The 22,868-nt window shown below is 30.8% G+C and carries 25 protein-coding genes and 4 tRNA genes; 13 read left to right on the top strand and 16 right to left on the bottom strand.

All coding sequences use genetic code 11. From position 1 onward, the window contains the following. The 6 genes from Q0J35_RS04060 to cysD all read right to left on the bottom strand — a co-directional run. Positions 1-710: sulfotransferase domain-containing protein (locus tag Q0J35_RS04060; protein ID WP_297193351.1), on the bottom strand; the 710-nt coding region annotated here is incomplete at its 3' end. A gap of 20 nt (positions 711-730) precedes the next feature. Beyond that, complete coding sequence (cysQ, locus tag Q0J35_RS04055; protein ID WP_297193349.1) at positions 731-1,474, bottom strand: 3'(2'),5'-bisphosphate nucleotidase CysQ; 744 nt, start codon at positions 1,472-1,474, stop codon at positions 731-733. After that, complete coding sequence (gene cysC, locus Q0J35_RS04050; RefSeq protein ID WP_297193347.1) at positions 1,467-2,057, bottom strand: adenylyl-sulfate kinase; 591 nt, start codon at positions 2,055-2,057, stop codon at positions 1,467-1,469. The genes cysQ and cysC overlap by 8 nt, the downstream gene beginning before the upstream one ends. A 35-nt stretch (positions 2,058-2,092) precedes the next feature. Further along, positions 2,093-3,820 carry an SLC13 family permease gene (locus Q0J35_RS04045; protein WP_297193345.1) on the bottom strand — a complete coding sequence of 576 codons (1,728 nt, stop codon included), beginning with the start codon at positions 3,818-3,820 and terminating at the stop codon, positions 2,093-2,095. After that, positions 3,817-5,229, bottom strand: coding sequence for a sulfate adenylyltransferase subunit CysN (gene cysN / locus Q0J35_RS04040; protein ID WP_297193341.1), 1,413 nt, complete (start codon positions 5,227-5,229; stop codon positions 3,817-3,819). Before cysN ends, Q0J35_RS04045 begins: the two co-directional genes overlap by 4 nt. Next, positions 5,229-6,122 carry a sulfate adenylyltransferase subunit CysD gene (gene cysD, locus Q0J35_RS04035; RefSeq protein WP_297193358.1) on the bottom strand — a complete coding sequence of 298 codons (894 nt, stop codon included), beginning with the start codon at positions 6,120-6,122 and terminating at the stop codon, positions 5,229-5,231. The genes cysN and cysD overlap by 1 nt, the downstream gene beginning before the upstream one ends. Before the next feature lie 290 nt (positions 6,123-6,412). Here cysD and Q0J35_RS04030 point away from each other — a divergent pair, with 290 nt between their 5' ends. Further along, positions 6,413-7,798, top strand: a complete 1,386-nt coding sequence (locus tag Q0J35_RS04030) for a sodium-dependent transporter (protein ID WP_297193338.1) — start codon at positions 6,413-6,415, stop codon at positions 7,796-7,798. Here Q0J35_RS04030 and Q0J35_RS04025 read toward each other — a convergent pair. The 4 genes from Q0J35_RS04025 to Q0J35_RS04010 are packed head-to-tail and all read right to left on the bottom strand — an operon-like array spanning position 7,780 to position 10,892. Next, positions 7,780-8,586: an adenylosuccinate lyase gene (locus tag Q0J35_RS04025; RefSeq protein WP_297193336.1), complete on the bottom strand. Its 807-nt coding sequence runs from the start codon at positions 8,584-8,586 to the stop codon at positions 7,780-7,782. The genes Q0J35_RS04030 and Q0J35_RS04025 overlap by 19 nt on opposite strands. Further along, on the bottom strand, positions 8,555-9,307 hold the full coding sequence (locus Q0J35_RS04020) for an arginyltransferase (protein ID WP_297193334.1): 753 nt from the start codon (positions 9,305-9,307) through the stop codon (positions 8,555-8,557). Before Q0J35_RS04020 ends, Q0J35_RS04025 begins: the two co-directional genes overlap by 32 nt. Further along, a complete protein-coding gene (locus Q0J35_RS04015) occupies positions 9,307-9,453 on the bottom strand; it encodes a hypothetical protein (protein WP_297193332.1) in 147 nt (48 codons plus the stop codon). The genes Q0J35_RS04020 and Q0J35_RS04015 overlap by 1 nt, the downstream gene beginning before the upstream one ends. After that, on the bottom strand, positions 9,453-10,892 hold the full coding sequence (locus tag Q0J35_RS04010) for an acetyl-CoA carboxylase subunit A (protein WP_297193330.1): 1,440 nt from the start codon (positions 10,890-10,892) through the stop codon (positions 9,453-9,455). The genes Q0J35_RS04015 and Q0J35_RS04010 overlap by 1 nt, the downstream gene beginning before the upstream one ends. Positions 10,893-11,046: 154 nt before the next feature. Here Q0J35_RS04010 and Q0J35_RS04005 point away from each other — a divergent pair, with 154 nt between their 5' ends. The 10 genes from Q0J35_RS04005 to Q0J35_RS03960 all read left to right on the top strand — a co-directional run bounded on the left by Q0J35_RS04005 (position 11,047) and on the right by Q0J35_RS03960 (position 19,847). After that, positions 11,047-11,823 carry a MetQ/NlpA family ABC transporter substrate-binding protein gene (locus Q0J35_RS04005; protein ID WP_297193328.1) on the top strand — a complete coding sequence of 259 codons (777 nt, stop codon included), beginning with the start codon at positions 11,047-11,049 and terminating at the stop codon, positions 11,821-11,823. Between the two features lie 12 nt (positions 11,824-11,835). Beyond that, on the top strand, positions 11,836-12,600 hold the full coding sequence (locus Q0J35_RS04000; protein ID WP_297193326.1) for a MetQ/NlpA family ABC transporter substrate-binding protein: 765 nt from the start codon (positions 11,836-11,838) through the stop codon (positions 12,598-12,600). 2 nt (positions 12,601-12,602) lie between these two features. Further along, entirely contained in the window at positions 12,603-13,271 is a 669-nt protein-coding gene (gene flgA, locus Q0J35_RS03995; protein WP_297193324.1) for a flagellar basal body P-ring formation chaperone FlgA, read from the top strand. Next, the gene (locus Q0J35_RS03990) at positions 13,268-13,846 is read left to right on the top strand and encodes a UbiX family flavin prenyltransferase (RefSeq protein ID WP_297193322.1); all 579 of its coding nucleotides are present in this window, start codon (positions 13,268-13,270) and stop codon (positions 13,844-13,846) included. The genes flgA and Q0J35_RS03990 overlap by 4 nt, the downstream gene beginning before the upstream one ends. A 33-nt stretch (positions 13,847-13,879) precedes the next feature. Further along, entirely contained in the window at positions 13,880-14,356 is a 477-nt protein-coding gene (gene coaD / locus Q0J35_RS03985) for a pantetheine-phosphate adenylyltransferase (RefSeq protein WP_297193321.1), read from the top strand. Then, on the top strand, positions 14,347-14,931 hold the full coding sequence (tmk, locus tag Q0J35_RS03980; protein ID WP_297193319.1) for a dTMP kinase: 585 nt from the start codon (positions 14,347-14,349) through the stop codon (positions 14,929-14,931). The genes coaD and tmk overlap by 10 nt, the downstream gene beginning before the upstream one ends. Further along, positions 14,924-16,150 (top strand): histidine--tRNA ligase, encoded by a 1,227-nt coding sequence (hisS, locus tag Q0J35_RS03975; RefSeq protein WP_297193317.1) that lies wholly within the window; start codon positions 14,924-14,926, stop codon positions 16,148-16,150. Before tmk ends, hisS begins: the two co-directional genes overlap by 8 nt. Next, entirely contained in the window at positions 16,147-17,985 is a 1,839-nt protein-coding gene (speA, locus tag Q0J35_RS03970; protein WP_297193315.1) for a biosynthetic arginine decarboxylase, read from the top strand. The genes hisS and speA overlap by 4 nt, the downstream gene beginning before the upstream one ends. A gap of 1 nt (position 17,986) precedes the next feature. Continuing rightward, positions 17,987-18,607: a serine O-acetyltransferase gene (gene cysE / locus Q0J35_RS03965; RefSeq protein WP_297193313.1), complete on the top strand. Its 621-nt coding sequence runs from the start codon at positions 17,987-17,989 to the stop codon at positions 18,605-18,607. A 67-nt stretch (positions 18,608-18,674) separates the two neighbouring features. Continuing rightward, positions 18,675-19,847, top strand: coding sequence for a pyridoxal phosphate-dependent aminotransferase (locus tag Q0J35_RS03960; protein WP_297193311.1), 1,173 nt, complete (start codon positions 18,675-18,677; stop codon positions 19,845-19,847). Positions 19,848-19,849: 2 nt separating this feature from the next. Here the strand turns inward: Q0J35_RS03960 and Q0J35_RS03955 are convergent. From Q0J35_RS03955 to Q0J35_RS03930, 6 genes are all read right to left on the bottom strand, one after another. Then, a tRNA-Lys gene (locus tag Q0J35_RS03955) sits at positions 19,850-19,925 on the bottom strand. A 4-nt stretch (positions 19,926-19,929) separates the two neighbouring features. Continuing rightward, positions 19,930-20,006, bottom strand: a tRNA-Asp gene (locus Q0J35_RS03950). 12 nt (positions 20,007-20,018) lie between these two features. Beyond that, a tRNA-Val gene (locus Q0J35_RS03945) sits at positions 20,019-20,094 on the bottom strand. 105 nt (positions 20,095-20,199) lie between these two features. Next, positions 20,200-20,517: a histidine triad nucleotide-binding protein gene (locus tag Q0J35_RS03940; protein ID WP_297193309.1), complete on the bottom strand. Its 318-nt coding sequence runs from the start codon at positions 20,515-20,517 to the stop codon at positions 20,200-20,202. Positions 20,518-20,545: 28 nt separating this feature from the next. Then, positions 20,546-20,631, bottom strand: a tRNA-Leu gene (locus tag Q0J35_RS03935). A gap of 27 nt (positions 20,632-20,658) precedes the next feature. Beyond that, positions 20,659-20,988, bottom strand: a complete 330-nt coding sequence (locus tag Q0J35_RS03930; RefSeq protein ID WP_297193307.1) for a F0F1 ATP synthase subunit C — start codon at positions 20,986-20,988, stop codon at positions 20,659-20,661. A 222-nt stretch (positions 20,989-21,210) separates the two neighbouring features. Here Q0J35_RS03930 and Q0J35_RS03925 point away from each other — a divergent pair, with 222 nt between their 5' ends. Next, positions 21,211-22,332, top strand: coding sequence for an N-acetyl sugar amidotransferase (locus tag Q0J35_RS03925; RefSeq protein ID WP_297193355.1), 1,122 nt, complete (start codon positions 21,211-21,213; stop codon positions 22,330-22,332). Positions 22,333-22,442: 110 nt separating this feature from the next. Continuing rightward, entirely contained in the window at positions 22,443-22,811 is a 369-nt protein-coding gene (locus tag Q0J35_RS03920; protein WP_297193305.1) for a methyltransferase, read from the top strand. The last annotated feature ends 57 nt before the right edge of the window (positions 22,812-22,868 follow it).

The raw sequence follows: 22,868 nt of genomic DNA, 5'->3' as shown, positions 1-22,868 counted from the left end.
TTTCTACCTTTAGGAGACCAAGCAAAACCTTCAAAATGTGAATTTATCCTCTCTAATAGTTCAAAGCCTATTAAATCCAAACTTTCATTCGCAGGTTCTTGTTTTATAAAACTTTCATCTAATTTTATGTTAAATATATGTAAAAAGTCTTTAATTAAATCTCCTTCATAAAATTCATTTTTATCAAAGAGTTTTACTATAAGATTTTCTTTAGAAAAAGTGTTTATATAAGACTCGCAAATAATTTTATAATTAAATGAATGGATATCTTCTGGTTTTTTATAAAATATAAAAAACGTGTTGTTCTTGACATCTTGAGAAGACCAAGATACCATTCTATCTGCTTGATTTCTAATATAAACTATTATTTTTATATCATCAAAACCTACTTTATTTAATATTTTTTTTAACTGATCTGCTACAGTTGCAATCTCAAACCATTCACTGGAAAAAACAAAAATTTTATCTTTATTTTCATTAACTTCTTTTTTAAAATTTTCAAGCAAATCATAATAATACTTTAAACTCTCATCCTTTGTTTGCAAATATCTACAAATATAAAATAAATCACAATGATTATATCCCCATGCTGCAAGGCTTTTTGGATATAAAAAGCCTTTTTCTTTTAAAATTTCATAATTTTTAGCCATAAAATTTTGTATAGTAGTAGTGCCTGTTTTAGATGCTCCTATATGCACATAAGCTGTCATTGTGTTTTCCTTTCAAAAATTTATCTAACTACAAAATAAGGATTTCTTAAATCCTCTTTATTATAAAGCAAGGGCTTATTTGTGTAAAAATCATAAGTCATTTTTCCTGCCTCACGCACGATAGCATCGGCTGCTGCACTGTCCCACTCCATAGTAGGTGCAAGTCGTGGATAAATATCTGCCTCTCCACTAGCCACCAAACAAAGCTTTAAAGAACTTCCCATGGATACAAATTCTTTTTGCTTATCTGTTTTAAGCTTATCTATAAAAGCCTTAGTTTCATCATTTAAATGAGATTTTGAAGCCACTATTTTATAAGTGTCTCTTTTAAGCTTAAGAGGCAATCTTTCATCATTTTTAAAAGCGCCATGCCCTTTTTTAGCACTATACATTAATTTTAAAGCCGGTGCATAAACCACACCCATAACAGGCGTATCCTTATGGATTAAGGCTATGTTTATGGTAAATTCGCCATTTCTTTTGATAAATTCCTTTGTGCCGTCTAAGGGATCTACACAGAAAAAATACTCCCATTTTTTTCTTTCATCAAAGGCTATGACTTTGTTTTCCTCGCTAAGTATTGGCAAAGAAAATTTGCTTAAAGCCTTACAAATAAAATCATTACAAAGCAAATCAGCCTCACTTACCGGGCTTTTATCATCTTTTTCATATATCAAAAAATCCTTTTCATAAACCCTCATCACATCTTTAGAGGCATCTAAAGCTATGCCTTTTAATTCATCTAAGTTTATATTTTCAAGCACGTAAAAAACCTTTCTTTTCTAAATATCTTAAAATCAATTCCACATTCTCATCAAAATCATAATCTTTTATATGAATCTCGGCATTAAGTGGCTTTTCATACGGCGAACTTATACCTGTAAAATTTTTTATCTCTCCATTTCTAGCCTTTTTATATAGCCCCTTTACATCTCTTTTTTCACAAAGCTCTAAAGGAGTATCCACAAAAATTTCTATAAACTCACCCTCATCAAGCAAAGCTCTTGCCATATCTCTATCTTTTTTAAATGGTGATATGAAAGCACTTAAGACTATAAGTCCGCTATCTACAAAAAGTTTGCAAAGCTCTGCAATGCGTCTTATATTTTCATTCCTTGAAGCTTCATCAAAGGATAGATCCTTATTTAAACCCATACGAACATTGTCGCCGTCAAGCAAGTAAGTATGATAGCCTTTCTCAAAAAGCTTTTTTTCTACTGCATTAGCAAGACTTGATTTTCCGCTACCGCTAAGACCTGTAAGCCATAAAACACAAGGTTTTTGAGCTTTTATGCTAGATCTTTCTTTTTTGCCTATGCTTGTATTATGCCAAGTGATATTTTTCAAAACAACTCCACACAAATCATATTTTTAAACCAAATTTAAAATTTAAACACCAAAGGAACAGCTATTAAAACTACAGCACTATAGACTATAGACACTACAAAACCTATCTTTATAAAATCAGTGATTTTATACTCACAAAGTGAGCTTACCATTAGATGAGTTTGATAGCCGTGAGGTATCATAAAACCAGCACTCGCACCATAAGCAACTGCAAATATAAAAGGAAGAGGATTAACGCCAAGTGCAGTAGCTGTTGCAAAACCTATAGGAAAAGCTAGGGCTGCGGCTGCATTATTGGTTATAAATTCGGTCAAAAGCAAGGTGATAAGATAAACTCCAACAAAGCTTCCATAAACTCCATAAGCTCCAAAAATATTTATGATAAAGTCTGCTAAATCCTTAGCCAAAGCACTATCTACTAAAACTTTAGTTATGGCTAATGATGAGCCTACTATGAAAAAAATTTCAAAGGGAAATCTCCTTTTAATCTCTGCTAAACTTAAAAATTTAAAAACAAATAAAAAGCATAAAAATAAAAGCAAAGCCTTTGTAAATGATATAAAATTTAAGGCTGAAAAAATAATAACACTTAAAAAGCCTAATATTATGAAAAAACTTTGCTTGCTATTAAAATTTTGATTTTGTTTTATCTTGGAGAGTATGTAAAAATTTTTGCTTAAATTTTCTCTAGAATTAAAATCTTTTCCAGTGGCTAATATAAGTCTATCTCCGGCATTTAACACCGTTTCTCCGACTCGTTTGATAAAACTATCTCCTCTTTGCAAAGAAACTATAGCTGCATCAAATTTAGCTCTAAAATTTGCTTCTTTTACCTTTTTTCCTATAAGGCTTGAAGTAGGCGTTATGATAGTATCTACAAGATTGCTTGTATCTATCTCATAACCCTGACTTAGCTCAAGCCCGTCAAATTTTTTAAGAGTATTAAAAGAGGATATATCTCCGCTAAATATTAGCTCATCGCCTTTTTGTATGATTTCATTATGAGAAACTGGAGAGATAGTAGTAGAGCCTCTTTGAATTTCTAACAAAAACAAAGATCTTAAATTTCTAAGCTTATTTTCTTGTATGCTTTTTCCTATCAAAGAGCTTGTATCAAGCACTTTTAAGGCTATTAGGTGTTCTTTTAAATTTATTTTTTCATCTTTGTATTCTGGTAAAAGTTTGTTAAAGAGCATTAAGCTTAAAAGCACAAATAAGCATATAAAAAAGCCCACTATAAAAAAATCAAACATTTTTAAGCTTGGTAAGCCGCTTTGAATGACAAATGAATTCACTATCAAATTTGTAGAAGTTCCTATAAGAGTGAGTGTTCCACCAACAATGGCAAAGTAAGAAAGCGGGATTAAAAGCTTTGATGGGGCTATAAATTTATTGTTTTTAACTATAGACATAAAAGAAGCGACAACGGCTGTGTTGTTTAAAAAAGCAGATACCGCTGAAGTTAAAATTCCCAACTTAAAAAGAGATAAAAGATAGTTTTTACTTATGATAAATTTAGAAATATACTCTATAAAGATAGTCTTTTCAACAGCTAAAGAAACTAAAAGTAAAAGCACTAAAGATATTAAAGAATCATTTGTATAAGAGCTAGTAAGGCTTTTAAAATCCAAGTATCCTAAAATATAATAAAATCCAGCCAAAGAGGCAAAAAGTATGCCGGGTTTAAATTTATTTTTAACAAGCAAAAAAAGCAAAAGTGCTAAACTCACTCCAACAACTAATTTCATAGGTAAAATACTCATATTTTTTTACATCCCCACTGCGGATAGTGTTTTCTTATGAAAGCATTTAATTCTTTTTCAGCTTTTGTATATACTCTTTGGCTATCTTCATCTAAAATTTCTTGCACCATAGCGGCTGCTAGGGTTTGATTTGAATATTTATCTATCAATATAAAAGCTCCAAGGGCTTTATTTTCATCATATTTTTTAAGCACAAGATTCTTATCAAAGCTTATCTCGCAAAATGCAATATCATTTAATTTAAGAGTATTTGCTTTTATTTTTTTAAAATTATTTATATCTTGTTTGTATTTTATCTCCCTAATCCTAGCATTAGATATACTATGTGATAGCTTAGCTATGTATGTAGAATCAAGGTCAAGACCTTTTTCGCTCATACAAATCAACATAACTGCTACTTTGTTTGAAATTTTAGTATGATGATTTTTTTTGACTATTACATCTCCTCTAGAGATGTCTATCTCATCTTCTAAGCATAGAGAAATGCACTGTTTTATACTTGCTTGTTTTATGCATTCAGCTTTTTCATCTTGATTTAAGGCTTTTAAATTTTGTATATCTGTGCCTATTATGCTTTTTACTTTTGATTTTTTTCCTGATGGCAAAACAACTATCTCATCTCCTAGCTTAACCGCACCGCCAGCTATTTGACCGCAAAAAGCACGAAAATTTAAATTCGGACGATTGACATATTGCACAGGCAATACAAAGTCTTTATCTTCATTTGAATCTAAGCTTATATCATCTAAAAGTTGTATTAAAGTCTTACCCTTATACCAAGAAAGATTGCTGCTTTTTTTAGCGATATTTTCGCCATTTAAAGCTGATATAGGTATAAAATGCACTTTTATATCCTTGTTAAGGTGTAAAAGTATTTTTTTATACGCTTTGCAAATTTCATTAAATTTAAGTTCATCATAATCTACAAGATCCATTTTATTTATGGCTATGATAAATTGTTTTATACCTAGTAAATTTACTATATAAGAATGCCTTTTTGTCTGCGTTAGCACCCCTTTTCTAGCATCTATTAAAATGATGGCAATATCTGCTGTGCTTGCTCCTGTTGCCATATTCCTGGTGTATTGTTCGTGTCCTGGAGTATCTGCTATTATGAATTTTCTTTTTTCAGAGCTAAAAAATCTATAAGCTACATCTATGGTGATTCCTTGCTCTCTTTCGCTAGAAAGACCATCAAGAAGTAAGGCAAAATCCAAATTTTCTCCCTGTGTGCCAAGCTTTTTGCTGTCCTTTTGCAAAGAATTTAAATGATCTTCAAAAATAGCTTTAGTATCGTATAAAAGCCTTCCTATAAGAGTTGATTTGCCGTCATCAACACTTCCACAAGCTATAAATCTGCAAAGCTCTTTCTTTTCGTGTTTTTTTAGATAGGCTAATACTTCTTGCATTAAAAATACCCCTCTTGCTTTTTCTTTTCCATACTAGCTTCCTCATCACTATCTATAAGCCTACCTTGTCTTTCACTAGTTTTTGCTAGGATTAATTCTTCTATAATTTCTAGGACTGTTTTTGCTGACGAATTTATAGCCCCTGTTAAAGGGTAACAACCTAAGGTGCGAAACCTGACTAATTCTTTTTTAGCCTTTTTAGCCAAATCCTTTGGCACCCTATCATCATCAAGTAAAATTTTAGTGCCCATATAATCAAATACCGGTCTTTGCTTAGCAAAATAAAGGCTAGGTATAGGGATATTTTCAAGATATATGTATTGCCATACATCAAGTTCAGTCCAATTGCTTAATGGAAAAACCCTTATGCTTTCTCCTTTTTTGTGCCTTGAATTATAAAGATTCCAAAGTTCTGGACGTTGATTTTTAGGTTCCCATCTGTGATTTTCGTCCCTAAAAGAATAAATCCTTTCCTTTGCACGAGATTTTTCCTCATCTCTTCTAGCCCCTCCAAAAACAGCATCAAATTTATAAATATCTAACATTTGCTTTAAGGATTCTGTTTTCATAATATCTGTATGCATATTTGATCCGTGGGTAAAAGGAGATATATTTAACTCATCGCCTTTTGGATTAGAATACACTATAAGCTCAAGCCCTAGTTCTTTAGCACGTCTGTCTCTAAATTCTATCATCTCTTTAAATTTCCACTTTGTATCTACATGAACTAGTGGTAGAGGGGGTTTAGCTGGATAAAATGCCTTTTGCAAAAGATGTAGCATAACAGAACTATCTTTACCTATGCTATAAAGCATAGCTGGATTTTGAAATTCGGCTATTACTTCTCGCATTATGTAAATAGACTCTGCTTCTAAGGATTTTAAATGACTAATTTTCATACATTAATCCAAAATAAAATAATAAATCCTTAGCTTATCAAAAAAAACAAAAAAAACAAAGGGTAAAAAATTCAAAGAATTTAAAATAAAAAATTTTAAAACATAAACCAAAAAAAAAAAAAAAAATACTAAGCTAAAAAAAAAAAAAAAAAACAAGCTTAAAATATGTAAAAAATAGCAAAAATTTAATCTTTATTTACAAAAAAATTTAAAAATTAATATAAAACAAAAATCTTAAAAAGCTTGCCCTGCCTGATAAAATTAGGGGGGGGGGGGGGTAGATTTTGCATAGATTAATGTGGTCATCTAGTATGGCTTACATACTTATCTTAGTAGGTGCTACTGTAGGTTTTGGAGCTTCTTGGCGTTTTCCTTTTTTGGTTGGCGAAAACGGCGGCGGAGTTTATGTGTTAGCATTTATAATATCTATGTTTTTACTCGGCTTTCCAATAATGCTCGTAGAAAATGTGATAGGAAAAAAGGCACGTACAAATTCAGTAGATGCTTTTAAGCAAAATTCAAGTGGAGAAAAATTTTGGCAATTCATAGGCTATCTTGGTTTATTGGGTGCCTTTGGCTTTTTGGCATACTGTGTAGTGCTTTCTGGCTGGGTGCTATCATATCTTATACACACTGTTAGTGCTGTTTTAGGATATGGAGGCTTAGAGCTTAAACATCCAATTAGCAAGGAAATAAGCCACGCTTTTTTTGAGACACATATAAAAAATGAGCCCCTTTTTATAACATTTTGCACGGCTATTTTTGTATTTTTAAACTATATCATTTTAAAAAGAAACGTCATACAAGGCATAGAAAAAGCCGCTAAATATCTTTCATTGATAATGCTTTTGTGCTTGCTTATAATGATATTTAGAAACTTAAGCTTAAATGGAGCTGTAGATGCGATTAAGTTTTATTTAAATTTTAATATAAATGAAATAAATTTTGAGATTTTACTTTATTCACTAGGTCAAGTCTTTTTCGCGCTTTCTCTTGGATATGGAGTAATCATAACCTTATCATCTTATATGAATTCTAAAGAAAACTTAAAATTATCTGCATTTATAGTGGTGCTTGTAAATACCGTCATTGCTTTTTTAATGGGCTTTGTGATTTTTCCTCCTTTATTTACAGCGAACATCGAAGTTGATTCTGGAATATCCTTAATCTTTCAAAGCCTACCAGTAGCCTTTTCTCATATGTATTTTGGTGAATTTTTTGCTATTATATTTTTTATATCATTGCTAACAATATCGCTAAGCACAACGATAACAGTGTATCAGGTATTAATCACAGTATTAGAAGAAAAATTTTATATAAAACATAGTAAAGCCGTTAATTTAAGCATTATTGCGGTCTTTGTATTTGGTAATTTGCCTTGTATATTTTACTACGGATACAAAGAATTTAATCCATTTGATTTAAATATACTTTATCTTTTTGATTTTGCTAGTGCAAATATACTTTTTGTCATAAGCTCATTTTTTTGCGTGATATATGTTGGCTGGGTAATGAAAAAAGATGCCTTAATAGAGCTAGAAAATAAGAAAAAAGATTTTTCAATATTTGCTTTATTATGGTTTTATTATATAAAATTTATAGCACCTTTAATAATCATACTTATATTTGTTGGAGGATCTTTGCCAAAAATTCAAGCATTGTTTTTATAAAGTGCTTTTAAATTATCGTAAGCGATTTGAATTTTCTCAAACTGTTCCCTACAATAAGCTTTCTCTTCACTGCTCTTGCCGTGATGAAAATCTGGGTGATATAATTTTACCAAAATAAGATAATGCTGTCTAATTGTTTGCAAATCATCACTTGGCTTACAGTCAAGAGTCTGAAAATATGAACTAAAAAGCTTTGCTAAAGCATTAAATTTCCACTGTGAATTTTCTTTATTTTTAGCATTTTTCTTAAAATCATCATATTTTTTACTGTCTATATTAAAATCAACTGTATATTTTAAATGTTCGCTGACAGAAGCAAAGCTTTCAAACAAAGAAAAAGTAAGCTCGTTTTTGTGTTTGATAAATAATATATTATTTTTTTCACTGTATTCTACACTATGGTCCTTAAAATACTGTTTTACGTAAGATATAAAGAGTCTATCTTTGTTTTTAAATTTAAACATTATAGCACAGTCGCTAAATTCAACATCTAAAGCCAATACAGCTTTTAAAGTGTTTTCAAGCTTTAAATTTAGCCTAAAGGTCTTGTAATAAGAAGAACTTAATTCTTTTATATCTGTATCATTTGTATCTTTGTATTTTTTTTCAAGAAGTTTCAAAAAATATTTTCTTTGAGGTATCTCATTTTCTTCAAAAAATGAAAAAATTTTATCTTTTCTGCCTAAAACCTTTGTAAAATTTCTAGTTATCAAATCTTTTAAGTATTGAAAAAGGCTCAAATCATCGGTATTTACGCTAATTGATTCTAAGCTTTGAACAATTTGCATTATTAAACTCCCATAACTTAGCACTATCATTTAAAGAAGTAGTGCCTTTTAAAATTTCATTTGGACTATAATCGGCTTTATACGCTAAAGATTTACACCCTTCTACAAAATAACCAAGATAAATGTATGAAAGCTCGTTTTTTAGGGCTATATTAATCTCTGTAAGCAAAGAAAATTTTCCTAAATTAAGATGAGAGTAGTCAGGATCATAATAACAGTATATACTAGAAATCCCGTCCTCTAATATGTCTATTAAATCCACACAAACAAGCTTTTGTTCTACATAAAATGATAATTCATAACCAAAATCGCCATTGCCATCGACATAAAGCCTATAATACTGGGAAAAATTTATCTTATTTTCCTCCCAAGCTCTCTTTTTTCTCATATATTCGTGGTATTTATTGTATATATAAATATGCTCATCGCTAATTTTTGGCTTAGATATTACTACCTTTGTATTTAAATTTTTTTTAATAACTCTTTTAAACTGCTTAGAAAATACGAAATCTTTTACTAATATCCTATAACTAACGCAGTCATCACAGTCTTTGCATATCGGTCTAGAAAAATAAGAACCAAATCTTCGCCAACCTCTACTAATCAACTCTTGATTAAGCTCTTTAGAGCAGTTTATTATAAAATTATATTCTGTCCGTGAATTTTTTCCTTTTAAGTAGGGACAGTTATTTTCTAAAGAGCAAAAATTTATTATTTGCATTAATTTTTCTTTTTTATATCGCTATCCTTAATAAAATCAAAAAAATCTTTTATCATCTTTTCCTCTTTATTATCATCTTGTGTCTCCTTTTTAGACTTTTCTATCATATCTTTTTTTATATTTTTTAAACTATCTACAAAGTCCATTATTTCCTACTTTCTCTAATCTTTTTAAGCGTTGCTGCAATAGCTGCTATAACCTCTTCTTTATTTTCTTGGTGTCTATCCTCTGTTTTTTCAAGCAATTCTTCCATATGCGTCTCTATAAATGAGGTATCAAAATACCCTCTTCTAAATTCTTTTATCTTTGTTATAGCTATCAAAAAAGGTATAGTAGTTCTTATATCATCTATAGTAAATTCTTTTAAAGCTCTTTGAAGCTTATTTACGACAAGCTCAAAACTACCAGCTTTTACTATAAGTTTTGCCAATAAAGAATCATAAGAAGGTGGGACAGTATAGCCCTTATATATGTGCGAATCAACCCTAACTCCAGGTCCTAAAGCAGGATAATACTCCCCTATTTTACCGGGATTAGGTATGAAATTTTTCCAGACATTTTCAGCTGTTATTCTAGCCTCTATAGCATAGCCTCTTGGCACTATATCGCTTTGCTCAAGATCTAATATAGCTCCGGATGCTATACGAATTTGACGCACTATCAAATCAACACCGGTTATCTCCTCTGTTACAGGGTGTTCTACTTGAATTCTTGTATTCATTTCCATAAAATAAAAATTATTATAATCATCAAGCAAAAATTCGATAGTCCCAGCATTAGTGTATCCAACAGCTTTTGCAGCAGCAACAGCAGTAACACCTATAGTCTTTCTTAAATTTTGCGATATACTAGGGCAAGGTGCTATTTCTATTATCTTTTGGTGTCGTCTTTGTATAGAGCAGTCTCTCTCGCAAAGATGTATAATATTGCCATAATTATCGGCTAGTATTTGAAATTCTATATGTCTTGGATTTACTATGTATTTCTCCATAAAAACTTCATCATTATTAAAAAAGCTTAAAGCTTCTCTTTTGCAAGATTCAAAAGCGTTTTCAAGCTCTTCTTCTTTATGAACTACTCTTATTCCGCGTCCGCCACCGCCTCCACTTGCCTTTAATATAACAGGGTATCCTATCTTTTCAGCGTAAAATTTTATTTCCTCTATGCTATGATTGTTTAATTTCTCTGTCCCAGGAACTATAGGAATACCGTTTTTATGCATTAAATATCTTGCTATATTTTTATTACCCATTTTTCTAATAACGTCTGATTTTGGTCCTATAAAAATTATACCAGCGTCCTCGCATTCCTTAGCAAATTCATAATTTTCACTCAAAAATCCATATCCAGGGTGTATAGCATCAGCCTTACAAGCTTTTGCTATCTCTACTATCCTCTTAGCATCTAAGTATCCTCTGATAGCATCTGTGCCTATTCTGTAAGCTTCATCAGCAATTTTAACGTGCAAACATTCTCTATCTGGTTCAGTAAAAACAGCCACATTTTTTATGTGTAAATCTCTACAAGCTCTTATGACTCTAACAGCTATTTCTCCACGATTTGCAATCAAAATTTTATGAATCATTTAAGGTCCTTTATGAATTTTGTTAATTATACTAAAAAAACACTTTTTTTAAATTAATTTTTAAATTTTGCAAAAATATCGACTTTAGTGTAAGTAAAATATATTTACTTTGTTTAGTTAGAATTAAGGCTATTTATTGCCTAAAGGAGATTTTATGAAACTAAGGATATTGCTTTTAGCATTTTTTGCGAGTTTTGCTTTGAGTGCAAATGCGGCTCAAAAGGAAATAGTAGTCGGAGCTACTCCTGTTCCACACGCTGAAATTTTAAACTTTATAAAACCTATGCTAGAAAAGGAAGGGTATAAGTTAAATGTTAAAGAATTTAATGATTATATACAACCAAATTTAGCAACTGATAGCGGTGAAATAGACGCAAATTTCTTTCAACACATACCTTATTTAGATGAATTTAACAAAAACAAAGGAACAAAGCTTGTAAATGTAGCTGGAATTCATCTTGAACCTATGGGCGTGTATTCTAAAAAATACAAAAGCCTAAACGATATAAAAAATGGTGCTACAATAGCAGTTCCTAACGATCCTACAAATGAGAGCAGAGCATTAGATATAATAGAAAATGCTAAATTAGTATCTTTTAAAAAAAGTGGATTAAAAACCCCTATTGACATAGTAGAAAATCCTAAAAATTTAAAATTTAAAGAGCTAAAAGCAGCACAGCTTCCACGTTCTTTAGATGATGTGGATTTTGCTGTTATAAATTCAAATTATGCTCTTGATGCAAAGCTAAATCCTACAAAAGATGCTGTATTGTTAGAAAGCAAATCTAGCCCTTATGTTAATATACTAGTTGTAAAAAAAGGCAACGAAAATAGCGACAGAACTAAGGCTTTAATAAAAGCTTTGCAAAGCAAAGAAGTTAAGAAATTTATACAAGATAAATACAAAGGTGCTGTGATACCAGCATTTTAAAAGGTTTTTGATATGAAAAAAATACTAACTTTGTTTTTATTTTTTTTTAGCTTTGTTTTAGCAAATGACAAAGTTATCGTTGTAGGCTCTACGCCTACTCCTTATGGAGAGATTCTAAACTATTCAAAGTCTTTGTTTGAAAAAAAAGGATACAAGCTAGAACACAAAGAATTTTCTGATTATATAACACCAAATTTGGCTTTAGATAGCAAAGAAATAGATGCAAATTTATACCAACATAAACCCTTTTTAAATGATTTTAATAAAAATAAAAACACAGAGCTTGAAGATATAGGAACTGTCATACTTATACCAATGGCTATATACTCAAAAAAAATAAAAAAACTAGATGAGTTAAAGGAAAATTCTATAGTATCTATACCAAATGATCCTACAAATGAAAGCAGAGCATTAGAGCTACTGGAAAAAGCTGGACTTATAAAACTAAAAAATAAAGATTTAAAAACCGAACTTGATATAATCGAAAACAAAAAGAAACTTAAATTTAAGACCTTAAAAGCAGCACAGCTTCCACGCTCTTTAGATGATATGGACATAGCAGTTATACCTGCAAACTACGCCTTAGGAGCCTCGTTAAAACCATACAAAGATGGGCTTTTTGTAGAAAATGATAAAAACTATGCTATAGTCATAGCTGTTAGAAAAGAGGATTTAAATTCAAATAAAACAAAGATTATAAAAGAGGTTTTGCAAAGCAAAGAAATGAAAGAATATATAAGTAAAACCTTTTCTGATTCTTTAATACCTATATTCTGATAATGTATAAAAAAATTTTATTTTTCGCAGTGTTTGTTATGTTAAGCCTTACAAATGCTGCGAATTTAGAGGAAATAAAACTAGCTCTTATAAAAGAATACAAAAATAATTTTCCACAAATAATTATAAAAAGCATAAATTTAAAAAGTCGCTCTATGCCAAAAGATTTTGATGAGCTAAAATTTATAAGACTTGCCAAAGCTAGATTTGACAAAGCTAATGGATATGTTAAGGCTGAATTTAATGATAAAAATGGAATTTTAAGATCTGTTTTTTTTAGATATTTTATAAAGGGAAATTTGCAAGTTTTAAGAGCTACTAGAGCTATGGGTAGAGGAGAAATTTTAAATGCTTCTGATTATACTTTAGTATTTATGGATTTTGACAGAGTGCCTCTGGGTGCTTTAGCTAGCACTGATGATTTGGATTTGATAACAAAAACAACCATAAAGAAAAATGCTATTTTAAAAAGCAATATGTTTAGAAAAGTAGATCTTATAAAAAGAAATGATGAAGTTATGGGGATTATGCAAGATACAGGACTTAACATAATGATAGAGTTAAAAGCCATAGAGGGCGGGCAGATAGGAGATAGTATAAAGCTAAAAAATAAAGATGGCAAGGTATTGCAAGGCGTGATTATAGACAAAAACAAGGTGCAAATAAAATGAAAATTCTACTTTGTATGAGTGGAGCAAGCGGGGTGGAATTAGGTTTTTATCTACTAAGTGCTATTGAAAAATTAAAAAATGAATGTGAGCTTTTTTGTATAGTTAGCGAAAATGCTCTTTTAAGTTTAAAGGAGGAAAATAAAAAAATAAAAGATCCTTTAAAATTTTACAAAGATAAATTAGGATTAAAAAATACAATTTTTTTAGACAATAAGGATTTAAAAGCTTGTGTTTCAAGCGGATCTTTTGGTATAGAAAAAACAGTAATAACGCCTTGTTCTATAAATACTCTAGCAAAAATATACTCAGGTATTGCAGACAGTCTCATAACAAGAGCAGCAGCTGTAGCCATAAAAGAAAACAAAAAGCTTATACTAGCACCAAGAGAAATGCCCTTTTCTAGCATAAGTTTAAAGCATATGTTTAAGCTAAGTAAAATAGGTGTTATAATAGCTCCAGCAGTTTATGCTTCATACTCAAACAGCAAAGATTTAGACGAACTTAGAAATTTTTTTGTTGGAAAATGGCTTTCTTTGCTTGATATAGAACATAATTTATATAAAAAATGGGAGTAATTTGCTATAATATCTACAAAAAGAGGATAATAAATGACTTGTTTGTATCCAGGCACTTTTGACCCAATAACAAATGGACATTTAGATGTTATAAAAAGAGCATTAAGAATTTTTGATAACTTAGTAATAGCTGTTGCAAAAAGCGAACATAAAAATCCTTGTTTCTCGGTAGAACAGAGAAAAAAGCTAATAGAACTTTCAACTTCGAATCTAAAAAATATAAAGGTTATAAGCTTTGATAATCTTTTAGTAGATCTTGCAAAAGAACTTAAAATAAATACAATAATAAGAGGTCTAAGAGCGGTAAGTGATTTCGAATATGAACTACAAATAGGCTATGCAAATAATGCCTTGTGGAGCGAATTTGAAACGGTTTATCTAATGCCTAATTTAAAAAATGCTTTCATATCTAGCTCTATAGTGCGTTCTATAAATGCCTATGGAGGAGACGTAAGCTCTTTAGTGCCAAAAGAAATTTTACCTTTTTTAAAGGATAAAACTTGTATGTAGCGATAGAAGGTATCGACTGTGTCGGAAAAAGCACTCAAATAGAGCTTTTAAAAAAAGATTTTAAAGAAGCCTTATTTACTTTTGAACCCGGTGCCACAGAACTTGGGAAAAATATAAGAAATATATTATTAGACGGAAAATTTGCTTTATCTAAAAAAACTGAATTCTTGCTTTTCTTAGCAGATAGAGCACAGCATTATTATGAAGTGATTTCTAAAAATAAAGAAAAACTTATAATCAGCGATAGAAGCTTAATTTCAGGCATAGCTTACGCTAAAGATTATGATATTGAGCTTTTGTTTAAGTTAAATTCTTTTGCTATTGATGATTTTTTACCACAAAAAATCATTTTTTTGTATATAGATGAGGAAGAACTTTCAAAAAGGTTAGAAAACAAAGCGAAAGATAATATAGAAAAAAGAGGCATTAGCTATTTTTTAGAAATTCAAAACAACATAAAAAACACTATAAATTTTTTAAAGGAAAAAGAAAAAAAACTTAAAATTCTAAATATAAACGCAGCTTTAAAAAAAGAGGAAATTTATAAAAAAATAAAGGAATTTTTAAATGATTAAAGCCATAAAAGGTATGAAAGATATAGAAGAAAAAGAAGCTTTTTTATACAAAAAAATAATAACCGTATGCGAGGAGATTGCTACAAATTATGGTTTTCATTTTGTAAATTTACCACATTTAGAATTTACAAATTTATTTAAAAGAACAGTAGGAGAAAGCTCTGATATAGTCGGTAAGGAAATGTATGAATTTATAGACAAAGGAGAAAATGAAGTTTGTCTAAGACCAGAGGGAACTGCTGGAGCTGTAAGGGCTTATATAGAACATAAATTCGACAAACAAGGAAGTATAAAAAAATGGTTTTATCACGGCTCTATGTTTAGATACGAAAGACCACAAAAAGGACGTTTAAGAGAATTTCATCAATTTGGAGTTGAAAGCTTTGGAGAAGCTAGTGCTTATGAAGACGCAAATGTCATTTTAATGCTAAATGAAATTCTGCAAAAACTTAAAATAAAAGCGAAGCTAAAAATAAATTCTTTAGGATGTCAAAATTGTATGAAAGATTTTAGAGAAAAGCTACTTGTTTTTCTTAATTCAAAAGAAGGCTTTTGCGATGATTGTCTTAGAAGAATAAAGCTAAATCCTATAAGAGTGCTAGACTGCAAAAATGACAACTGTGCAAAGCTTATAGATAAACACCCAAAAATGAGTGAATGTCTTTGCGAAGAGTGCAAAAAAGATTTTGACTTAGTTAAAAAGGTGCTAAAAGACAACGATCTTGAATACGAACTTGACGACAGGCTTGTAAGGGGGCTTGATTATTATAACAAAACAGCTTTTGAATTTGTTAGTGATGAAGTAGGTGCAAAATCCTCTATAGCCGGAGGCGGTAGATATGATAAGCTCATAGAATACCTAGGTGGAAAAAAAGGATACGGTGTAGGTTTTGCACTAGGGATAGAAAGATTTATGTCTATCTTAGAAAAGCAAGAAATTAATGAGGAAGAAGATCTTATATACCTTTGTTCCTTAGATAAGCTTTATATAGACGAACTTTTTAAGATAGCCATAAGGCTTAGACGAAATAAAAAAGTTTTTTTCTCATACGAAGCTAAAAAATTAGTAAAACACTTATCAAACGCTGATAATTTAAAAGCTTCTATCTTTCTTTGTATGGGAGAAAACGAAGCAAGAAACCAAAGCCTATTTTACAAGCACTTAAAGAAAAAAGAAGAAAAGCAAATTCTTATAAAAAATTTGGAGTATGAGCTATGAATAACTATGGCATAGATATTTGGGCTAATGATAGCTTTATTATAAAAAATGGTAAAGTTTGCGTTGATTATGGCAAAAAACCAGCTATTCTAGACATAGTAAAAGAACTTAGAAATGACGGATACAAGGGTCCTTTACTTTTAAGATTTCCTCATCTGATACAAAAACAAATAGAAAAAATCTATGGAAATTTTGCAAAAGCAAAAAAAGAATGTTCTTACAAGGGTTCGTTTAATGCTGTTTATCCATTAAAAGTAAATCAATATCCAGGATTTGTAAAACAGCTAGTCAAGCTTGGCAAGGATTATAATTACGGTCTTGAAGCCGGTAGTAAAGCAGAACTACTTATAGCTATGGCTTACAATAACGAAAATGCTCCTATAACAGTAAATGGTTTTAAAGACAAAGAGCTTATAAATATAGGCTTTATAGCTCGTGAAATGGGGCATAATATAACTCTAACTATAGAAGGATTAAATGAACTTGAAGCTATAATAGACATAGCAAAACAAAGATTTAAGCCAAAACCAAACATAGGCATAAGGGTTAGACTGCATTCAATAGGCTCTGGAATTTGGGCAAAAAGTGGAGGTATAAATTCTAAATTTGGGCTTACCTCAACAGAACTTATAGAAGCAATAGAGCTTTTAAAAGAGAATAAATTGCTTGATTATTTTACTATGATACACTTTCACATAGGCTCACAAATTTCAGAAATTCAACCTATAAAAAAAGCCTTAAATGAGGCAGCAAACATATACACTGAACTTAAAAAAATGGGTGCTAACAATCTAAAAGCCATTAATTTAGGTGGAGGTTTAGCTGTTGAGTATTCGCAATTTAAAAACAAAAATAGAAGAAATTACAATCTTAACGAATACGCTAATGATGTGGTTTTTATACTTAAAAATATTGCGGAACAAAAAAAGGTTTTAGAACCTGATATTTTTATAGAAAGCGGTCGCTTTGTAGCAGCAAATCACGCTGTATTAGTAGCCCCTGTTTTAGAACTTTTCTCTCAAGAATACGCGGAGGATAAATTAAGCCTAAAAGATAAAAACAATCCAAAACTAATAGATGAAATGTATGATTTATACAAAAGCATTAAGCCGTCAAATGCTTTAGAATATCTGCATGATAGTATGGATTATATGGAAAATATTTTAACACTTTTTGACCTTGGTTATGTGGATTTGCAAGATAGGTCAAATGCTGAAATTCTACTACATTTAGTAGCAAAAAAGGCTATAGTCTTGCTGGGAGATAAGCAATATTCAGCAGATTTATCGGCTATACAAGATGAAGTGCAAGAAAGATACCTTGTAAATTTTTCTGTCTTTCAAAGTATGCCTGATTTTTGGGGACTTTCCCAAAATTTTCCAATAGTTCCCATACATAAGCTAAACGAAGAACCGACAAGAAGTGCTAGCATTTGGGATATAACTTGTGATAGTGATGGAGAAATTTCATATTCTAAAAACAATCCACTATTCTTACACGATGTTGATATTGAAAAAGAAGAATACTTTTTAGGCTTTTTTCTTTTAGGAGCATATCAAGAAGTGCTTAGTATGAAACATAATCTCTTTACTCATCCAACAGAGGCTACTATAAAAATAAATGATAAAGGTTATGAGATAAAAAACATAATTGAAGCACAAAGCATACTTGATGTTTTAGATGATTTAGACTATGATATACACGGCATCAAAGATATACTAAATGAAAGAATTTCAAACTCAAAACTAGTAAATGAAAATCAAAAAAAACAAATTCTAGGAGAGCTTTACTTGTTTTTAAATGATAATGCATACCTTAAAAACACAGGAGTGTAAAATGAGCTTTTTTGCCATTATAAAAGAGGATTTTTTGCAACCAAAAATGCAAGATCCTGCATTTAACTCTTACATAGAACTTTTTTTCAATTATCCGGGTGTTTGGGCTATAGTAAATTACCGATTTGCACACTTTTTTTACAAAAAAAATTTTAAAAGAATAGCAAGGATTATAAGTGGAATTTCTCAATTTTTAACCGGAGTTGATTTGCACCCAGAAGCCACAATAGGCAGAAGAGTTTTTCTAGATCACGCAAACGGTATAGTTATAGGACAAACTGCCATTATAGAAGATGATGTTTTGATATATCAAGGAGTTACACTTGGAGGAACAAGCCTTGAAAAAGATATAAAAAGGCATCCTACTATAAAAAAAGGAGCTATAATAGGAAGTGGAGCTAAGGTGCTTGGCAATATAACCATAGGAGAAAATGCTAAAATTGGCTCAAATGCAGTTGTAGTCAAAGATATAGGGGCAAATTTAACAGCAGTAGGCATTCCAGCTTACATAGTAGAACATAAAAGAAAAGAAAAAAGCAGGGCTATAGATGAATGCTGCGAGGATAAACTTGAAAAACTAGAAAAAGAAATAGAAAAACTAAAAAGTCTCATTAAAAATTGACTTAAAATTGCTAACTTACATAATATTTTAGATATAATCTAACAAATTTTTAAAAAGGTAAAAAATAATGCTAAGCAAGAGATCGCAGATACTAGGAGAATCGCTAACTATGGCTATAACAGCTCAAGCAAAAAAACTAAAAGAGAGCGGAGAAGATGTGCTTAGTTTTTCTGCTGGAGAACCTGACTTTGATACACCAAAAATAGTAAAACAAGCGGCTATAGATGCCATACAAAAGGGTTGTGGTGCTTATACAAATGTAGCTGGAACAAAAGAGGTTTTACAAGCCATACAAATGAAGCTAAAAAAAGACAACGCTTTAGCTTACGAACTAGATGAAATAATTACAAATGTTGGTGCAAAACAATCATTATTTGAATGCATACAGTCTCTCGTAGAAGAAGGAGATGAAGTTATCATACCTAGTCCTTATTGGGTAAGTTACCCAGAAATGGTTAAATTTGCCGGAGCAAAACCTGTATTTATAGAAGGTAAAGAAGAAAATGGTTTTAAGATAGATGCTAAACAATTAAAAAGTACCATAAATGATAAAACCAAACTTTTCATAATAAATTCTCCATCAAATCCTTGTGGATCGATATACTCAAAAGAGGAATTAAGAGAGTTAGCAAAGGTCCTTGAAGGAACAAAGATCATAGTTTTAAGTGATGAAATGTATGAAAAGCTTAGATATGATAATGTAGAATTTTATTCCTTTGCAAGCTTAAGTGAAGATGCTTTTAAAAGAACCGTTACTATAAATGGGCTTAGCAAATGTGCGGCTATGCCCGGTTGGCGTTTTGGATATATGGCTAGTAAAAACAAAGAATTAAACAAAGCTGTTGTAAAACTTCAAGGACAAAGCACATCAAATATCTGCTCTATCACACAGTATGCTACTATACCGGCACTACTTGGTAAGGCTGATAAAGATATAGAATTTATGAGGCTTGAATTTGAAAAAAGACGAAACAAAGCTTGTGAAATAATATCATCTATAAAAGGTTTAAAACTAGGGACTATTCCACAAGGAGCATTTTACCTTTTTATAAATATACAAGAAATTCAAAAAGATTCTATGCGTTTTTGCAAAGAGCTTTTGGATAAAGAAAAAGTTGCTTTAGTGCCAGGAGTTGGCTTTGGAATGGACGGTTTTGTTAGATTTTCATACGCAACAAATTTAGAAAATATAATAAGTGGCTTAAAAAGAATAGATAATTTTGTAAAAAACTATAAATAAAATGGTGTCCCCTGTTGGATTCGAACCAACGGCCCCCTCCTTAAAAGGGAGATGCTCTACCGGCTGAGCTAAGGAGACAAAGTGGCGCAGCGGACGGGGCTCGAACCCGCGACCTCCGCCGTGACAGGGCGGCATTCTAACCAGCTGAACTACCGCTGCACCGTAAAGAAATGGTGGTCGCTATAAGACTCGAACTTATGACATCCACCTTGTAAGGGTGGCGCTCTACCAACTGAGCTAAGCGACCAAATAATCAACTTACTAAACTATAAATCAAAGCAATAATACTATCTAAATATGATATTTTTGTCAAGGAATACATAAAAGAAAATTAGGCTTAATATATTAGCGACTAAAATCCAGACATTAAATGAAAATGCAAATGAAAAACTTCTTGTCCAGCAGCTGCACCACAACGAGTTAATAATTTATAGCCTTGCTTATCAGCTCCGCTTAAAACAGCTACTTCTTGAATAAAGCTAGTCATCTTAGCCATTAATTCAGGTTCAAATTCTTGAAAATCCTTAAAATGTTTTTTAGGTATTATAAGTATATGAATTTTAGCTTTTGGATTTATATCATTAAAAGCTAAAAAATCCTCACTTTCTAAAACTTTAGTGCAAGGGATCTTGCCTTCTACTATCATCTCAAAAACGGTTTTTTCTCTCATAAATAAAATCCTAAGAAATATTATAGTATGGTGCGGTTAGCGAGATTTGAACTCGCACACGCGATGCGCACTACCCCCTCAAGATAGCGTGTCTACCAATTCCACCATAACCGCAAAAGCCTCAAATGAGGCTTTTTAAGATTAAAGTGGTCCAAATGGATTTGAATAAAGCACTATAAGAGCAATAACTAGAGCATATATAACTTGAGCTTCTATCATCGCTAGAGCGATAAACATTGTAGTCATAAGCTTGCCGCCTAAACCAGGATTTCTAGCTGTTCCAGCTATAGTAGCTGCTGCTGTATTACCCATACCTATAGCACCTCCAAGTGCTGCTACACCAAGACCTAAACCAGCGGCTAAAACAGAAAAAGCCTTTATCCAACCGTTCATAACAGCAGTAGTATCTGCACCAGTGTTTGCTAAAGCAACTGTAGCTAAAGCGAATGTCAAAAGCAAAACTTTTTTCATATAATCTCCTTTGAAAAATCTCCTAAATTTAGACCTTTAAAGCACAGTTCGGCTTGCGTATCCCTACTTAGGTGCTTAAAAAGAAAAAACCAGAAGTATTTAATTTTAACCTTTTAAAGCTTTATTTTATTTTAATTTCTTATAATTTTAGTCAATTTAACTAGATAAATAAAACTTAAAATAAAGGATAAATATGGAAAAAATAGCAACGGGGGGGGGGGGATTGCATATTGTAGTAACTGTGTAATGCCAAATACTCGACCAGGAATTAAATTTAAAAAAGATAAAAATGGTAATTTTATCTGTTCTGCTTGCATAAACCACGCAAAAAAAGAAAATATAGACTACGAATCCCGTTTTAAACAGTTAGAAGAAATATGTGAAAAACACCGCCATAGAAATGGAAAATTTGACTATGACTGTGCAATAGCTGTAAGTGGTGGAAAAGATAGTCATTTTCAAGTGCATATAATAAAAGAAAAACTAAATATGAATCCCATACTTTTTACAGTTGAGGATAATTTCACAATGACAGAAGCTGGTAAAAAGAATTTAAAAAATCTATCAAATGAATTTAAGTGTCATATAATAAGCTTAAAACCTGATATAAAAACACAAAAAGCTGTAATGCTGAAAAGTTTTGAAAAATACGCAAAGCCAACTTGGTTTATAGATAGACTAATATACTCTTATCCCTTTGCTATGGCTTTGAAATTTAACACTCCATTGCTTGTTTATGGGGAAAATGTTAGTTACGAATATGGTGGATACGATGATGAAGAAAATTTTTGTGCTAAAAATATATTTTTAAACGGTGTTGCAAGTGATTTAAATTTAGATGAATTTTTAGATGATGAGATAGAGGAAAAAGATTTGCAGCTATTTTTTGATCCCAAAAAAGACGATATAAACAAGCTTGAACCTATATATCTAAGCTATTTTGTAAAATGGAATTCATACTCAAACTATATATTTGCTAAAAGTAGAGGTTTTACTGATTTGAGTTCTGAATGGGAGCGAAAACACTGTGTAGAAAATTTTGACCAAATAGACAGCATAGCTTATATAGTGCATTCTTGGATGAAATACCCTAAATTTGGACATGCTATGGCTAGTGATTATGCGTCTAGATTTGTTAGATACAAACTTATAAGTAGAGATGAGGCTATAAAGCTTGTAAATAAAAGAGATGCGAAACTAGATGAAAGATGTGTTGAGGATTTTTGCGACTTTTTAAATATTTCAAAATCTAAATTTTGGGCTATAGTAGAAAAGCATTATAATAAAGATATTTTTTACAAAAACAGTTTTGGAGAATATAAACTAAAAACCCCAATAAAATAAGGATAAAAAGATGAATTCAACAAAAACATACAAAGAAAAATACGAAAAAGCAACAGGGGGGGGGGGTTACACTTGTATAAAAGCAAATTCTAGCTTTAAAGACAAATTTTTTGTTAAATTTTGATTTAATCATTGCAAATCAAAGCTTATATTACTTACCTTTAAAAAGCTTTAAAGATACTGTCTTAGAATTTTATGATCTAGCAAATGACGGTTGTGTATTTTTTGCTACTATGATGAGTGAAAATAATTATTATTTCAAACATACCAAAAAATATGACGCAGAAAGTGGTTTATATGAAGTCGGTCTAAGTGCTAGATTAAACGAAACAAGCTATATAAGATTTATCAAAGAAAAAGAAGATTTAAAAACCATTTTTGCTCCATTTAAAACTTTACATATAGGCTCTTATGATCCTTTTTATTTAGATGATTACGAGGGAAGCTGTCAGCATTATATATTTATAGGTCAAAAATAAACAAAATATAGCATTCTTTAATCTTGTCAAATACATTTTGCATTTGACAAGATATAA

The organism is uncultured Campylobacter sp. (assembly GCF_944323605.1).
Classification (GTDB): Bacteria; Campylobacterota; Campylobacteria; order Campylobacterales; family Campylobacteraceae; genus Campylobacter_D.
Note: the sequence above shows the minus strand (reverse complement) of the source record. Positions and strands in the feature narration are given on the sequence as shown.

Coding starts and splice junctions, on each gene's coding strand:
- Q0J35_RS04045 (WP_297193345.1), bottom strand. CDS start 3,820: ATGAGTATTTTACCTATGAAATTAGTTGTTGGAGTGAGTTTAGCACTT.
- Q0J35_RS04025 (WP_297193336.1), bottom strand. CDS start 8,586: ATGCAAATTGTTCAAAGCTTAGAATCAATTAGCGTAAATACCGATGAT.
- Q0J35_RS04020 (WP_297193334.1), bottom strand. CDS start 9,307: ATGCAAATAATAAATTTTTGCTCTTTAGAAAATAACTGTCCCTACTTA.
- Q0J35_RS04005 (WP_297193328.1), top strand. CDS start 11,047: ATGAAACTAAGGATATTGCTTTTAGCATTTTTTGCGAGTTTTGCTTTG.
- Q0J35_RS04015 (WP_297193332.1), bottom strand. CDS start 9,453: ATGGACTTTGTAGATAGTTTAAAAAATATAAAAAAAGATATGATAGAA.
- Q0J35_RS03930 (WP_297193307.1), bottom strand. CDS start 20,988: ATGAAAAAAGTTTTGCTTTTGACATTCGCTTTAGCTACAGTTGCTTTA.
- Q0J35_RS04010 (WP_297193330.1), bottom strand. CDS start 10,892: ATGATTCATAAAATTTTGATTGCAAATCGTGGAGAAATAGCTGTTAGA.
- Q0J35_RS03960 (WP_297193311.1), top strand. CDS start 18,675: ATGCTAAGCAAGAGATCGCAGATACTAGGAGAATCGCTAACTATGGCT.
- speA (WP_297193315.1), top strand. CDS start 16,147: ATGAATAACTATGGCATAGATATTTGGGCTAATGATAGCTTTATTATA.
- Q0J35_RS03990 (WP_297193322.1), top strand. CDS start 13,268: ATGAAAATTCTACTTTGTATGAGTGGAGCAAGCGGGGTGGAATTAGGT.
- Q0J35_RS03940 (WP_297193309.1), bottom strand. CDS start 20,517: ATGAGAGAAAAAACCGTTTTTGAGATGATAGTAGAAGGCAAGATCCCT.
- cysE (WP_297193313.1), top strand. CDS start 17,987: ATGAGCTTTTTTGCCATTATAAAAGAGGATTTTTTGCAACCAAAAATG.
- cysN (WP_297193341.1), bottom strand. CDS start 5,229: ATGCAAGAAGTATTAGCCTATCTAAAAAAACACGAAAAGAAAGAGCTT.
- hisS (WP_297193317.1), top strand. CDS start 14,924: ATGATTAAAGCCATAAAAGGTATGAAAGATATAGAAGAAAAAGAAGCT.
- coaD (WP_297193321.1), top strand. CDS start 13,880: ATGACTTGTTTGTATCCAGGCACTTTTGACCCAATAACAAATGGACAT.
- flgA (WP_297193324.1), top strand. CDS start 12,603: ATGTATAAAAAAATTTTATTTTTCGCAGTGTTTGTTATGTTAAGCCTT.
- Q0J35_RS04000 (WP_297193326.1), top strand. CDS start 11,836: ATGAAAAAAATACTAACTTTGTTTTTATTTTTTTTTAGCTTTGTTTTA.